Genomic DNA, 15,063 nt, shown 5'->3' with positions numbered 1-15,063 from the left:
ATGTTTGTATTTACCTAATGGTAATGTTCTGGAAGGCGTCTGTCAATTGTTCGCAAGCCATCTTTTACTAGTCATTATTCCCCATAACCACAGCAGACTAGCATAAACGATCTCGTCGTCCTTTTAATGACGAAGAAACGTCTAGCGTTGAAACATAAGCCTATTTATAAGTAGAAATACTTATAAATTCTTATATTTTAAAGAAAAGACGGAATTCGTTATCGTAGAGGGAGAGTTCCCCATCAATAACGGATTCCGTCTACAATTATTATTTACCCGTTTGTTCAGCTAAAGACGCTGCAATATTCATCATTTCGCTATTTGGCAGATTAGCACTCGTAATTCGGAACTCAATTCCATTATCCATCCATTTCAATGTCCGCTGTTCATCCCCTGTTAGTAACCCTACAGTAAACCCTAGATCTATCACTTCTCCTGGAGCAAGCGAGACTGCTCGATCTAAGGGGCGGGCTTCCATAATCGTATATTGATACGTACCGTCATATCGTAATACGACCGCGTGATCTTTGCTATTAGCTATATTATTCGAATAATTTAGAGAAACGCCCTCTGGACTATACCCCGGCTCAATGACACCGAAGCTACCTAACTCCTTCTCAACAATGACAGGCTCAACCTGCGATTCACCGGATAGATCTGTCACAATCGCATTCCCAAATTCATCTACTTCAGCTAATGTACCTACAGAAGGTTGATCCATTGCTGTCATGTTACGCTGCATATCGAATGAATCTTTTTCGAATTTAGTATTGAATGCAAACTCATTAAATTTCACTTCCACAACGACATTCGCTTCGGAATCGGACACTTGTACCTGTTTCGGTGCATAACTATCTTTATTCAGCCAAATCTTTTGTCGTACAAGAGATTGACTGTGATAATTGGCTACTACATCAAACACATAACTATCTTTGTCATCTACGAATTGACGAGTGTTATCCGTAAGGATGCCGCGGACCAGGGTCTGATACAAATACACCTGCCCTTGATTCTCTGGCCAATCACTTTGGAATCTAAAGCTCTTATTGAGGCTTGGCGTAAGAACGAACACGCCATCATCATTACGTAGAACGATTTGAGTGATATCCTTCTGAGCATTCTTCAAGCTAATACGATAGTACGAAGGATTCTGATACCATACCTCTACATCATACTCCTGAGGCTTCTCACCTGTGTACAATGTCATAACACCTTTTCCTTGATAAGAACCGTCCTTACTTTGCAACTTGTCGATTACGTTGTTCAAGTCTTTGACTACGGAAGTGGCATCCTTCTTTCCACCACAACCAGCCAACACGACTGTCACACATAATACCATAGCGAGCACCCATACATACCGGCGCATGACATCATCCCCTTTTTCCACATGTATTGAATTGATTAGTACATGTCTATGAGGGACTTGGTCACAATATGCAGACTAGCATGACAAGCTTGAGATTAGATCTAAGACGTTGCAGATATGACAGCTGTTGGAGTCTTGTTACATGCGGGTGTAGGCTACCTCCGTGAGCTTGGAAGCACGACTATACGATCTATTTGTTGCTAAATACTCTAGAAGTTACGTGGCTCTCTCTGATCGCAAACAAACAAGCCGTTCCGAGGATGATAAGTAGTGTCAATAACGGTCTGAAAGCTGCCGTTAATCGATTATACGTCTTCACTCGGATACTGCACTGTCATTTCATCACAAAAAAGAAGCTCATCCCTGAGCTTCCTGATTACCGCTTTGATGGTGAGAATGACCAGCTAATTCTTCACCATTTCAACGATCAGATGACCGTTATAATTCTCTAGATGTTTTATTGTGAATCCCGTTTCCAATTGATAACGCTCTCAATAACTTTATCTAAAATCAGGCGGAATACGTCTTGCCACACCCGTTAAGATGGCTGCTTCAATAATGGCTTTACGTACGGCTGGAACAACTTGCTCGTTGAAGATGCTCGGGATAATATATTGTTCGTTTAATTCGTTTTCTGTTACAACAGAGGCGATGGCACGAGCAGCCGCTAATTTCATGGGTTCATTGATTCTTTTGGCTCGGCAATCAAGTGCGCCTCGGAATAATCCTGGAAATACAAGTACATTATTGATTTGATTCGGATAGTCGCTTCGCCCAGTTGCAAAGACCGTTACATGCTTAAGGGCTTCATCCGGATTTATCTCAGGCTCTGGGTTAGCTAATGCGAATACAATGGATCGCTCATTCATATTCTGAACGTCTTCTCCATTTAACACACCGCCACGTGACACGCCGATAAAGACATCTGCTCCGCGGATAACATCTTTTAATGAACCAGATTCACTCTCCACTTGTGGCTGATCTGCTAACCACTGCCACATGGGATGATCGTACTTCTCGCCATGGACGATAGCGCCTTCCTTATCCACTGGCACAAGCCGTGTAACACCTGCATCTAATAGCATTTTACATATGGATACACCCGCAGCTCCGATCCCGTTAACGACGATGCGAACCTGGTTAACCCGTTTATTAACGATCTTCAGCGCATTTAACAATCCAGCGATTACAACCACGGCAGTTCCATGTTGATCGTCGTGGAAGATTGGAATACCCAATTCCTCGGTTAGTCTTTGCTCAATTTCAAAACAACGAGGTGAGCTGATATCTTCAAGGTTAATACCGCCAAATATCGGACTAACCGCTTTGATAGTTCGAATAATTTCTTCGGTATCGCTCGTATCCAGACATAGAGGAAATGCATCTACACCCGCTAGCTGTTTGAACAACATGGCCTTCCCTTCCATGACAGGTGCTGCTGCATAAGGACCAATATCGCCAAGCCCTAATACAGCTGTTCCATCCGTAATCACAGCCACCGTATTCCGTTTAATCGTTAACGAATAAGCTTTTTTCGGATCTTCATGAATAGCTTTACATACTTTGGCTACGCCAGGTGTGTAAACTTGCGATAAATCCTCGCGATTCTTAATCGGGAGCGTCGGTTGGATGACGATTTTGCCGCCAAGGTGAACTAGAAAAGTACGATCAGATACGTTAATTAACTTAATACCACTTAGCTTTTTTAAAGACTCGACGATGATGGCTTCACTATGATCCCCTGCGTCTACTGTTATGTCTCGTATGGATGATCCTTTACCTGAACTTATGACGTCAATTGACGTGATATCACCGCCTGCCTTACTCACAACTGCGGCAACATCCCCGAAGCTAACTTGGTCATGATCCAATTCTAACCTAACGATAATACTCGTCTGTGCCATTGGTTAAATCTCCTCTCCCATATCAGTAGTGTAATCATTTTCCAAATAACGTTGTACACACAATATACAATATTTAAAATAGTTGAACAATCCTATTACTAAATTCAATGAGAGAGTCATAAAAAAAGCACCCTCCGAATTTCATCAGACAAACCAGAAGTTTATCCAATGACTATTCTATGGGTGCGTTTCTACTAATTATTCATATATTGTAAGTATTACATATCTGTTCGCGTTCCATTTATCAATGATACTCCCGCCACTTACCAACGCTGTCGCTTTGGCTGAAGTGGGGGTTTCTGATGTATCATCCAACTTAATTCAGGATGCTTAACACCAGTGGAGTTGACACGTTGATGGTCTGGTTACCATCCAACCCCTCTATCCCATTCGCTCCTATGGCGGATACGTTTGGGAATACTTTTCGCATAATATTGGCTGCGCCGTTTACATCGGCATGTACTAAGCCCTTACAATTCTTATACAGACCGCGATACATCCGTTTGCCTGAGAAGGTCCATGTCCCCTTTTCGCCATAACTCGGCAATGGGTCTAGATCTTGGAAGCTAGCTTTCGAGGTATACGCCTCTTCGGTCAGGATAACGAGGACGCCAGCGTGTCCAGAACTTCCTGTTGCAACGGCTGAAGAGGCTCATTCTTCCCAAAAGCGGTAACGATCTGTCGGATGTAAAAATTGGTCGTGTTATACAGATTCTTGGCATCCTGACATGCTTGATCGAGGTACGCAAACAAGTGATGACCTGGTTTAATCCACACTTGATGGGTTCTGTACATTGACTTTGAATCTGACAAAGATTCACCCCTTTACAGTCGCGTAATGCGAATGTATGTTCTACCTTTATTGTACCTCTTAAGATATAAGAAGGGAAGAACATCTTGTGGAATTATTCAGGAGGTCGCCGATTCACCTCACTACTTATAGAAGTGGGAGTCCTCTCGGAGAAAAATGATAGATTCCCTATTCAGACTTTGCAATCCCGTAGCTAATCCTGATAGAAAGAACACTAAGTAAGACACGAGCATCAATATACCCATGATCATGATAAAGCGTAATTTATTCTTCTTTATCTCATTCCAAGCTAAAAACATCTCTTCACATCCTAATTATTGTGTCTTGAAATCATTGAGTACTTTCTGAATATCTTTCTCCAAAGATTCTGTACTATCGGTTGGAGCGTATCTTCCCACAACATTTCCTTCTCCATCAACCAGGAACTTCGTGAAGTTCCATTTAATACTTTTCATTAGAAATCCTTTACTGTTACTAGTCAAATAATCAAATATGGGATGCGCATCTTTGCCATTCACCTTCACCATGTCATGCATAGGGAAAGTAACACCATAGCTCATTCGGCAAGATTGTTCAGCTTCTTCCCCATTACTAAGTTCTTGACGGAATTGATTCGAAGGAAATCCAAGTACAACTAATCCTTCTTCTTTATATTTATCATATAGCTTTTCTAATCCATCAAATTGGTTGCTCAACCCACATTTAGTCGCTGTATTAACAATCAACATCGGTTTCCCTTGATATTCTTTCAACTGATATTCTGACCCATTGGATCTCGTTACGATAATATCGTATATACCCATTTCCAATCACTCCTTCAATGATCAATTTAGACAATCACACTAATTTTCCCAAAAAAGCATTCAAACTTTTTAGATTTTCCATAACCAATTCAGCATTTAGATCCATAAAATTACAGCTGGTAATTTTCTCAATAATGGCTTCTTCAATCGGTTTCCCATTGACCTTTGCCTTCTCTGTCAACGAAATAATCGTTGCTCTTTTGTCAGTCTCTGACGGTTGTTTAATGATCCAACCTCGATCCTCCATTCGAGTAATAAGGGGATTTAACGTCCCTATTCCAAGTTCCAACCGAATACCAATATCCTTTATAAGCAGACGATCTTCTTCCCAAAGAGCTAGCAATACGAGGTACTGCGTAAATGTTAAATCAAATGGTTCTAACGTACGTGCATATAATTTCGAGAAATTACCAGCTGCTTTGTATACCTCAAAGCATATTTGTTGATCGAGTTTTGACGGTTTGTCCACAAAATCACACCTAAATCTAAATTTGAATTACACTACAAATCGCATTACATCGTGTACGATATATATATTATTAATTACATCGCGTACGATGTAAAGTGTGTATTATTATTCCTCCCTTAAATTTCAATAATTAACAACCCAGCTTGGTCATGCGCATGGTACAATGATAGGGTTAAATTACTTTATTCTACTTGAATTTTATAGGGAGACCCCATGGAACTCGAAACTACGATATATACACCATTGAAACCTTCATTTCGCTCACGCATGAAGCTAAGAATCAAGTCACCCACCGCTTTGGACACACCCTTTTGGAGGATCGCACAAAGTGGTGTTTGGACATCATCTTGTTTTATGTTCGCTATTACATCGCTTAGCATACCTACTGGATTAAGCACTACACTTAATATGTTGATATGTATCACTATAGGCACATTAGGATTCGTATGCTCAGCGATCTTACTTGCCATGCTACTCTCGCTTCTACGCATTCCTATTCCACGTCTATACGCAGGTGGGGTTTTATTTAATTTAATCGCTTTTTATTTCATGTTCTGGATTCCGGGGTCTGGCATAGTTCCATCGATAATCATGTCCATAACCCTCACTTTCCTAGGTGTAGTTCTAGGATATTGGATAGCACTTGTTACTAGCTGTCATATAAAGAAAGTCACCAAATGGGTATTCACAATGACACTTTGCATCTTGTCAGGTATCGCTATCGGTATCTTCTCTCACGGAAAATCAGATATCACCCTAGTGCAACCTATATCGGACGACAAGGTTTCTACCATTTCCCTATCGAGTCCAGCTGATCCAGGAGTATACGCTACTAAATATTTCACGTACGGGAGCGGTAGTGATCTACACAGACATGAGTATAATTCTAATGTTGCACTCCAATCGTTATCCGTAGATGCCTCTTCTTATATTGATAAATGGCCGCGGCTACGCACTCTCTTCTGGGGATTTAACCAAAAGTCACTTCCTGTAAACGGGAGAGTCTGGATGCCTACAGGTGAAGGACCATTTCCACTCGTGCTCATGGTTCATGGAAATCACTTAATGGAAGATTACTCCGATGCAGGATATGGTTATATTGGGGAATTGCTAGCTAGTAGAGGATTCATTGCTATTTCGGTAGATGAGAACTTTCTAAACTATTCCGTATGGTCGAATATACCTAATAATGATATAAAAATCCGTGCTTGGCTGCTTCTCAAGCATCTACAACAGATTGAGTCGTTCTCTGAACAATCTGATTCTCCCTTCTACAACAATGTCAATCTAGATCAAATTGCTCTGATTGGGCATTCTCGAGGAGGACAAGCCGCTGCGATGGCTGCAGATGCGAACAAATGGTTTCTATCCGATTCGGATCTTAAGATAGATCTTAAGAATAAGACCTTTTCAATCAAGGCTGTAGTCGCTCTCGCACCCACAGATTCCAAAGTTGATGGGATGCAAGCGAAACTTCGCAATGTTAGCTATATGGTTCTTCAAGGAGCACGAGATGGGGATCTGAATGAATATTTCGGAGAACGTCAGTATGCTCGAACTAGCTTCTCATCCCATGACGAAGGATTTAAAACTTATCTTCACATCCCTAATGCAAACCATTCCCAGTTCAATACGTCATGGGGTGGATTGGACACAAGCTTGCCGAAAGGGTTATTCCTTAACCGAAATCAAATGATGCGCGGGTCAGATCAAAGGGAAATTGCTAAGGTGTATATTTCCTCTTTTCTCGAAACTGTCCTACATGGTTCAGATGACTACGAACCGTTGTTTCGTGATTATCGTACAGGACTGGATTGGCTACCTAACTCTATCTATTACAACCGATTCGAGGATGCTACATTCACGGCCCTAGCTCAATTTGATGAAGATGATGATCGAACCACTGTGTTACAGGATGGGACAGCTAACGCAAGTGATGGGTTACGATGGAAGGAAGAATCTAGTGTTCCACAGAATAAAAGAGTTCTCTTGGAGAATACCGATCAGAAAGATCAAGAATTATCCTACTCACTAACGTGGGACGATGAGGATATCAAAGATGAATTTGCTGAAGCTGACGGGTTAGCCTTATCGATTGCAGACCAAGGAACAATTGCGGATCTAGAGGAGATTAGAGAAGACAATTTAGAGGATGTGCTAGAACAGCGTGATATTCCTCTAGACTTGGACATCGAGGTAGAGACAAGTGATGGTGAATCAGTAACCCTCCCCCTATCTCAATTCATGGACTTGCAACCGATGGTTGTCCCTCAATTCACTAGAAGTGAATGGCTTGAGAAGTATTTTGATAATGGGAAATATGATCTTCCAGAGAAAGCTATACTACAGACGGTTGAATTACCTTTCGAAGAGATTCAAGAGATCAATACGAACTTCAACCCAGCTCTAATCAATAGAATCACACTGAATTTCAATCATGGGCCTAGTAAAATCACTTTAGATGATGTGGGGCTATACCGTTATTAACATAAAAGTGTACAATAGTTGAGGAGGTGAACTACATGGACAACGAAATACTACGTTATACTTTTGCATATAAAGTCATATCTACAGGGAATGAAGAACAAATTAGCGTATTTGCCGATAGCAAAGAAAAGGCTTCTGAGCTTGCTTTGGAAACGGCATATGATTATGAGTTTACTTCCATGGAAGATATTGAAATGGGACAACTCCTTAGCATATCTAAAGCCGTTGGTGATAATTACGTAGAATGCGCAGGCTGCGCATCATAAACAGTAAAAGAGGCTGTCCCTTAAGTCATAAATGACTGGGACGCCTCTTTTTTATTAGAACGATGGGGGTGAATACTCCATCCATTCGCATATTATTCTAATCTCCCCATTCTCACATTCAGCTCTAATGGACCCTCTCATTTTCTCCATCAAACTCTTTGTGATCGAGAGTCCAAGCCCCTTCCCCCGACCTGCCCGAATCTGATCTGCCGTGTAGAACCGATCGAAGATCATGCTCGTGTCGATTGGCATATCTACTTCGTTAGAAATAACGAGTCTAACATGTTGTTCGCGTCGTTCAAGAAAGATAGACACGTTACCTTCACTATGTGATATAGCATTATTTATTAAATTCTCTATCACTCGCTTAATAGCAGATTCATCTGCGATAACATAGAGAGCATCCTCTGGCAAGCTGACGAATGGCACCCTGTTCTGTTCAGTAAAAGAATCATAAAATCCTAGTAAAGTCTCTATGACTAGATCATTCATACTCACTTGTTCGAGTGATAGTGATAGTTCATAATCAACAGACTCTATCACAGACAACTCAAAGAAATCGTTTAGAAGAGTCCTCAACCTGTTCCCACGTCGGATGGCAACACCTTGATAGTCCATTCTTTCTTCCATCGTTAAATCCTGCCCATTCAATAACTGTAAATATCCAAGAATGGATGTGAGCGGGGTTCGTAGATCATGCGAAATGTTGGCAATCGCCTGTTTCAATTCTTGTTCAGTACGTCTCTGATCCGCCTTCACTTGACTGATTGTATCCATCAGCAGATTGACTTCCACAATGAGCTGTTCCATATCTGGATCTATAAGAGATACATCAACTTTTTTTAAAGAGTCAGAACCTCGATAATGTGTAAGCTGAGCAGTCACATTTCTAATATCCTTTTTCAAAAAAAGCCAGCGAGTGAACATCCACCCAAGTACGAGTAAAGTTACCACGTTAAAGACTAGCATGAATGCCCACCCCCTATTTAACTATTTCACTTCTTTGCGACCAAATGCCCCTATTCCTCCAAAAATAAACACAATCATCGTAACGAATCCTACACATAAACAGCGGACAATCTCTGATGTTGTGAGCGTAGGGTCAAACACAACACCGAACATCTGATATAGTATCGTATATTCATAAATGCTACGAATTACGTTAAAGGAATTCCCTAATATGACGAAAAGTAAAGTTACCCCTGTAATGATTCCAATAGATAAAATGATCGCCTTACCACTCTCTTCCACCATAACACCTATAAACACGAGAAGGGCAGAGAATGCTGCAAGTTGTACTAAGGCTAAGCCAAGGAATCTAACGATAAGCATCCACGTTATGCCATCACTTGCTTGGTTGAACCCATTAGCTACCATCGCTCCCCCACCCGATATCAAGGGGAATATCAGCCACATCACAATGACACCGAAGAAAAACACGACACATTTTGAAATAAATATATCTACACGCCGTCTACCACAACTCATCACATTCTTAATAACACCTGTCTTATATTCATTCGATATAAAGAACCCTGCAAATATGCCAAGTAATAGGGAGAGAAATATAGGATTGCTTGCTGATCGTATGGTAATCAAAAAAGTTGCCATACCTGTCTCAATATATTTCGGTCCCTCGTCAGGCCCCGCAACCATTAATCCCCCGGTAATATCAAGAGCAATCAACCCCTTTGAAGATAAGGCAATTAATGTAGCATACAGAATCCCCCATAATGCCATAAGCAGAAAAAGGACCCAAAATGTCCTGTTATGCTTCAACTTATAAAACTCTGCTCTCATCAAATTACGCAACAGGTTCACCCCCGATCAATCTCGTGAAATAACTCTCCAAGTTATCGCTTATCGGTGTAAGTTGCTCAACGAGAATGCCATTGTCTATAAGTAACTTAGAAATATTTCCACCCTCATGAAGATAGTCATACAACTGAATCATGCCATCTTGCATAACCTCAAAGTTCGTGGTCCCAAGATCCCTCTCCATCACGGCAACTGCTCTTTCAACGTCATTTACCTTGATAAGCAAAAATTTACGCAAATGATTATTTAGTTCTGTCGCAGTTATTTGCTCTAGTAGTTGCCCATTGTGAATGATGCCATAGGTGGTAGCCAATTGATGAAGCTCTTCTAGAATATGACTTGAGATAAATACAGTCATTTCCCGTTCTCGATTAAGCTTTTTTAATAGGTCTCGTAATTCAACAATCCCCATTGGATCAAGTCCGTTCGTGGGTTCATCAAGAATAAGAAACTCAGGATCACCCAGAAGAGCAATTGCTAACCCCAATCTTTGTTTCATCCCTAACGAGAAGTTCTTTACTTTCTTACGACCGGTCTTATCAAGTCCCACTAGAGATAGTGTCCGTTGGATACATTCTTTACCTGGAATTCCTTTCTGGAGACGACAGACTTCTAGATTCTGTTCAGCCGTCATGTGTAAGAACAATGCTGGCGTCTCGACAATAGCTCCAATACGTTTCCTTGCTTCAACCAATCCCTGATCATCACTGGTTCCGAACAATTCTAATTCTCCGTCACTCGGCTTTGCAAGCCCAGTCACGATCCGAAGTAACGTGGACTTTCCTGCCCCGTTTTGTCCGATGAATCCATAAATATCGCCTTTTTTTATCGTCAAATCAACTTGGGTAAGCGCATAATCTGACTTATATCTTTTGCTGATTTGTTTGGTTCTCAATACATATTCACTCATGGCTACAGCACCCTTCTCATGTGATAACCTTATTCTATTAACTAAAGCATAAGAAACGTTTAAGAAAACTATTAAGAAAACCTTAAGTTTAATTCCTAATATAACCGATAACCCATGCCCCAGATCGTCTCAATATAGTCACGTTCCGAATCTAACTTGGCAAGCTTGCTACGTAAATGACTTACATGTACATTAACTGTGTTCATATCCTCATTCATATATTCTTCACCCCAGACACTTTCGAACAAATTTACCTTTGAGAACACTTTACGGGGATTCATCATTAGAAGCTCTAGAATGGCAAATTCTCTAGCCGTCAGAATCAACTCACAGTCCTTAAAGAACACCCGCTTCGATTCCCTGTCCAATGATACAGCGTGGTATGTAAGCTGTTGGTTCTCCGAAGGTTCTGCTAATCGTTGATATCTTCTTAAAAGAGAGTCCACTCTTGCCGATACTTCCTCAACATCGAATGGCTTCGTAATATAATCATCCGCACCTGCCCGAAGAGTGGCTACTTTGGTTGATTGTTCGCCCTTTGCTGAGATTACGATAATAGGCACAGACACTTTCAATTCACTGATTTGTTCTATGACCTGTTCCCCATTCAATCCAGGAAGCATCAGATCAAGTAAAATTAATTGCCACTCTTGAGAATTAAGGTATAACAGTGCCTCTGTCCCAGAGTAAACAGGCTGTACCTGATACCCGCTATTCCTCATCATCCTACATAATAATAGATTTATATCATTATCATCTTCTGCTACAAGAATATGTATAAGTGGTTTCTGCACACGTTTCAATCTCCTTAAATAGATCTACTATAGTTACACCGTTAGAATATAATATGTCGATAATAATTAAGATGATTTCATTAGCAAGGACCGAACTTTAATTCTAAAGTTCGGTCCTTTTGATTCCTACTTATACAATATCCACTCTATCAATATTTCTGAAAGTGAAGTAGGCGACGCACACACCTATCACAGCTAGCGTAAGGGGAATCGCGATAATAGAACTAAGTGAGAAATCATTATTATTAGAGTTAACCAATGAAACAATGATAAGGGATGACACTATCGTTGTTGGAACTGATTTCTTCCTCATTCCAAAATATAAGCAGATCAAACTCATTCCTGTTGCTGCTAACGACTGAACCACATTATTGATTAAGGCTGTAGTTAGCCAATCATTTGATAGATCATTTGGAACTAAGTTAGCGTAGTTATTAACCACAATGAAAATCCCCGATACAATTACATTTGAAACGATGATCACGACGAATGTTATCCCCGTAATGAGTAGGATCTTAGCAAGAATGATTTTTTTGCGTGGGATCGGGTAAGTGAATAGTACTGAAATGGTATTCTTCTTATATTCATCAATGATTAATTTAGAAAAGAGTACAGCAGCAAAAATAACAAACGTCACTCTTACGAAAGTTCCAATGATTGAGAGTGCTTCAGTTACACCTGTAAAGGCGGGGTCTACCTCTGTCCCATCCATATAAGGTAGTAAGCACAACAATATAATGATACTTAGGTTCGCAATCACTACCCCTCTAAAATACCATCCCATTTTATTCTTCTTCAACTCAAGCTTCATCAAGTTAAGCATACTTCTCAACCTCCTCTATTTGTGTTAAAAAGTATTCCTCTAGCGACGCCGTTTTTTTGTTAATCGATTCGATGGCAACATCATTAAGGATCAATGTTTTGGAAATATCTGATTGCGCGATACCCGTCTCGTAAATACGAATAACTGAATTATCCATCACCTTAAACTTTGTGATATGAAGCTTATTCTCCAGAACGAAAGTAGCCTTCTTATAATCAGGCGTCTTGAGTTCTACATAGTCCGTATTCTGACCTCTTATGGTGTCCATCGGAATCTCTTGAATCAGCCTTCCGTTCTTAATAATGCCTACCGTATCCGCTACCAGTTCAATCTCTCCCAATAGATGACTTGAGATTAACAATGTCATGCCATATTCTTTACTCAACATACTGAATACATTTCTCATGTCTTTCATACCCACAGGATCCAGCCCATTAATGGGTTCATCTAGAATTAATAGCTCCGGCTTCGTGATAATGGATCTAGCAATACCCAACCGTTGCTTCATACCTAGAGAGAAATCTCGAACAGATTTGTGATCGACATTCGTTAAATGTACTAATTCTAACGCTTCTTTAATCGCCTTTTTATTATAAAATCCCATATAAGCACAGTGTAATTCAAGATTCTCGAGTGCTGTCAATTTGTCATAAAACACTGGGTACTCAATGATGCTACCGATCCGCTTCAAGTAGTCTATAGACGATGGGGTTAGAGGCTCTCCGAACATTTCAATATCCCCACTGGTTGGTTTGACCAGGTTCAGTAACATCTTCATCACGGTCGTTTTACCCGCTCCATTGGGACCTAGAAATCCGTAAATCTGTCCTTGATTGACTCTCATACTCACATCCGTTACAACATCTTTCCCTTGAAATGATTTGGTTAAGTGACTCGTACTTAGGATAACACTCATTTTTTTTGGCTCCTTCAAATGTTCTTATCTAAAGAATAGAGCATAACCTTTTCTTTTTTATTTCATAAATCTTAAGAAATCCTTACGAATGAACAGCATACTAATATGTAGCTCGTCGAAGTTGCACGGTAAATGTTGTTTTCTTAAAAGGACTACTATGAAGGTGTATTTGCCCGCCCAACTGCTCAACCAATCTTTTCGTTATGGTTAGACCTAGTCCGCTACCCTGAAATGATTTATTCCTAGAGTCTTCGAGCGTGTACATTCTTTCAAAAACAAGATCATGGTGTTGCTCGTGAATCCCCTTCCCTTGATCCCACACATCGATATATACGTATGCTTCATCACTTCTTAAATTAATACCTATCACTTTCCCATCGGATCCATATCGAATGGCATTCTCCATTAAATTATTCAATATTCGTTCCAAAGCCTCTTCATTCGCGTAGGCATATATCGGTGCTTCTGGTATTTCAATAACAGGTTGAAGATGATTGGATTGAATCACGTCATAGAATGACAGAATACTATTCTTGCACACCCCATTCATGTTCACACGCGTGACTACCCAATCTTGGTCGTCTGACTCTAGTTTAACCAAGTCAAAAAAATCATGAACCAATTTAACGATTTCTTGCGCCTTTTGATGAAGCATTTTTAATAGGCGTTCTTGCTCTTCCTTATCTAAGTTAGGGTCATGTAGAATCACTTCGATCGTCCCGAGAACGACGGTTAATGGGGTCTTAAGATCGTGGGAGACATTAGCAAGCATTCGTCTCATTACCAGTTCTGTTCGCTTATAATTTGCCGTTAACTCTTGGTTAGCATCCAGCAACAAGTTCATCGCCGTTAATAGCGATTGGATAGTTACATCGTCCGTCACTCGCATGAGCTTCTCTGATGAGGCATTCTCCACTATAGACGTTAGTTTACTGTAACAGTATTTCAAGTCATCTGTTCTTCTCTTCGCAGTTATATATTGAAATGTAATGATTATCACTAATATAAAAATAATACTAACAAGTAGAATTATCATACTAGAAATCTCCTAATCTATAGCCAATTCCCCACAATGTCTTAATATATTTTGGCTCTGAAGGGAGGTCTTCAATCTTCTCTCGTAATCTTCTCATATGTACGTTAATGATATTCTCATCCCCATAATAGGGCTCATCCCACACCGATTGATAAATGTGTTCTTTGGTAAATACCTTTTTGGGATTCGCCATAAGAAGCTTGAGTATGTGTAACTCCTTAGAAGTTAACTTTATTTCTTGTCCATTCTTGCTAAGCGTTAGATTATCCATATCCATGGTCAACTCATGAATCTCAACAATATTTACTCTTTGATCAACAGGAGTATTCTTATGATAACTCGCCCTTCTAAGCGCAGCCTTGACTCTAGCAGAAAGTTCTATCATCGAAAAAGGTTTAGCAATATAGTCATCCGCTCCAAAACCAAGTCCTAATGCTTTGTCTACTTCACCATCTTTAGCAGATACAATCAGAATCGGAATTAGACTCTTATCTCTAATGATTCTTAAGAAGTCCATCCCACTTAATTTCGGAATCATCAGATCAAGAAGAATCAAATCGAAAGGTTGTTGGGCAAAAATCTGTACTGCCTCTTCCCCATCCTGTGCATGAACAACAGAGAACCCTTCCTTCTCCAAGTAACTCACTACCATTTCAGCTA

17 protein-coding genes and 1 pseudogene are annotated in these 15,063 nt (G+C 40.3%); 2 read left to right on the top strand and 16 right to left on the bottom strand.

What is annotated here, in order from left to right; genetic code table 11:
- Positions 1–268: 268 nt before the first annotated feature.
- The 8 genes and pseudogenes from AC1D7X_RS14810 to AC1D7X_RS14775 all read right to left on the bottom strand — a co-directional run bounded on the left by AC1D7X_RS14810 (position 269) and on the right by AC1D7X_RS14775 (position 5,823).
- The gene (locus AC1D7X_RS14810; RefSeq protein WP_495454937.1) at positions 269–1,366 is read right to left on the bottom strand and encodes a LolA family protein; all 1,098 of its coding nucleotides are present in this window, start codon (positions 1,364–1,366) and stop codon (positions 269–271) included.
- 500 nt (positions 1,367–1,866) lie between these two features.
- Positions 1,867–3,270 carry an NAD-dependent malic enzyme gene (locus AC1D7X_RS14805; RefSeq protein ID WP_495454935.1) on the bottom strand — a complete coding sequence of 468 codons (1,404 nt, stop codon included), beginning with the start codon at positions 3,268–3,270 and terminating at the stop codon, positions 1,867–1,869.
- Positions 3,271–3,586: 316 nt separating this feature from the next.
- Complete coding sequence (locus tag AC1D7X_RS14800; protein WP_495475520.1) at positions 3,587–3,817, bottom strand: hypothetical protein; 231 nt, start codon at positions 3,815–3,817, stop codon at positions 3,587–3,589.
- A 47-nt stretch (positions 3,818–3,864) separates the two neighbouring features.
- Positions 3,865–4,083, bottom strand: coding sequence for a hypothetical protein (locus AC1D7X_RS14795; RefSeq protein ID WP_495454933.1), 219 nt, complete (start codon positions 4,081–4,083; stop codon positions 3,865–3,867).
- Between the two features lie 156 nt (positions 4,084–4,239).
- Positions 4,240–4,380: pseudogene (locus AC1D7X_RS14790) on the bottom strand (ABC transporter permease); the annotation flags it as partial.
- A gap of 15 nt (positions 4,381–4,395) precedes the next feature.
- Positions 4,396–4,884 (bottom strand): glutathione peroxidase, encoded by a 489-nt coding sequence (locus AC1D7X_RS14785; protein ID WP_495454932.1) that lies wholly within the window; start codon positions 4,882–4,884, stop codon positions 4,396–4,398.
- A gap of 34 nt (positions 4,885–4,918) precedes the next feature.
- Complete coding sequence (locus AC1D7X_RS14780) at positions 4,919–5,353, bottom strand: MarR family winged helix-turn-helix transcriptional regulator (RefSeq protein ID WP_495454931.1); 435 nt, start codon at positions 5,351–5,353, stop codon at positions 4,919–4,921.
- 182 nt (positions 5,354–5,535) lie between these two features.
- Positions 5,536–5,823, bottom strand: a complete 288-nt coding sequence (locus tag AC1D7X_RS14775) for a hypothetical protein (RefSeq protein WP_495454930.1) — start codon at positions 5,821–5,823, stop codon at positions 5,536–5,538.
- Between the two features lie 220 nt (positions 5,824–6,043).
- Between AC1D7X_RS14775 and AC1D7X_RS14770 the strand changes: the two genes are divergently transcribed.
- Both AC1D7X_RS14770 and AC1D7X_RS14765 read left to right on the top strand, forming a co-directional pair.
- Positions 6,044–7,840, top strand: coding sequence for an alpha/beta hydrolase family protein (locus AC1D7X_RS14770; protein ID WP_495475519.1), 1,797 nt, complete (start codon positions 6,044–6,046; stop codon positions 7,838–7,840).
- 35 nt (positions 7,841–7,875) lie between these two features.
- A complete protein-coding gene (locus AC1D7X_RS14765; protein ID WP_495454928.1) occupies positions 7,876–8,106 on the top strand; it encodes a hypothetical protein in 231 nt (76 codons plus the stop codon).
- A 54-nt stretch (positions 8,107–8,160) separates the two neighbouring features.
- On the opposite strand, the gene AC1D7X_RS14760 is transcribed toward AC1D7X_RS14765, so the two are convergent.
- The 8 genes from AC1D7X_RS14760 to AC1D7X_RS14725 form a co-directional block, all read right to left on the bottom strand.
- On the bottom strand, positions 8,161–9,075 hold the full coding sequence (locus tag AC1D7X_RS14760; RefSeq protein ID WP_495454927.1) for a sensor histidine kinase: 915 nt from the start codon (positions 9,073–9,075) through the stop codon (positions 8,161–8,163).
- Positions 9,076–9,096: 21 nt separating this feature from the next.
- Positions 9,097–9,918 carry an ABC transporter permease gene (locus AC1D7X_RS14755; protein WP_495475518.1) on the bottom strand — a complete coding sequence of 274 codons (822 nt, stop codon included), beginning with the start codon at positions 9,916–9,918 and terminating at the stop codon, positions 9,097–9,099.
- Positions 9,911–10,834 carry an ATP-binding cassette domain-containing protein gene (locus AC1D7X_RS14750; RefSeq protein WP_495454925.1) on the bottom strand — a complete coding sequence of 308 codons (924 nt, stop codon included), beginning with the start codon at positions 10,832–10,834 and terminating at the stop codon, positions 9,911–9,913. The genes AC1D7X_RS14755 and AC1D7X_RS14750 overlap by 8 nt, the downstream gene beginning before the upstream one ends.
- Positions 10,835–10,929: 95 nt before the next feature.
- Complete coding sequence (locus AC1D7X_RS14745) at positions 10,930–11,628, bottom strand: response regulator transcription factor (protein ID WP_495475517.1); 699 nt, start codon at positions 11,626–11,628, stop codon at positions 10,930–10,932.
- 130 nt (positions 11,629–11,758) lie between these two features.
- Positions 11,759–12,451, bottom strand: coding sequence for an ABC transporter permease (locus tag AC1D7X_RS14740; RefSeq protein ID WP_495454923.1), 693 nt, complete (start codon positions 12,449–12,451; stop codon positions 11,759–11,761).
- Positions 12,444–13,367 carry an ABC transporter ATP-binding protein gene (locus AC1D7X_RS14735; RefSeq protein WP_495454922.1) on the bottom strand — a complete coding sequence of 308 codons (924 nt, stop codon included), beginning with the start codon at positions 13,365–13,367 and terminating at the stop codon, positions 12,444–12,446. Before AC1D7X_RS14735 ends, AC1D7X_RS14740 begins: the two co-directional genes overlap by 8 nt.
- A 100-nt stretch (positions 13,368–13,467) precedes the next feature.
- Positions 13,468–14,403, bottom strand: coding sequence for a sensor histidine kinase (locus AC1D7X_RS14730; protein ID WP_495475516.1), 936 nt, complete (start codon positions 14,401–14,403; stop codon positions 13,468–13,470).
- A gap of 1 nt (position 14,404) precedes the next feature.
- Positions 14,405–15,055, bottom strand: coding sequence for a response regulator transcription factor (locus AC1D7X_RS14725; RefSeq protein ID WP_495455289.1), 651 nt, complete (start codon positions 15,053–15,055; stop codon positions 14,405–14,407).
- Positions 15,056–15,063: the final 8 nt, after the last annotated feature.

The organism is Paenibacillus sp. Y568, from assembly GCF_059445545.1.
The sequence above is the reverse complement of the archived record's forward strand: the minus strand, read 5'-3'. Positions and strand labels throughout refer to the sequence as shown.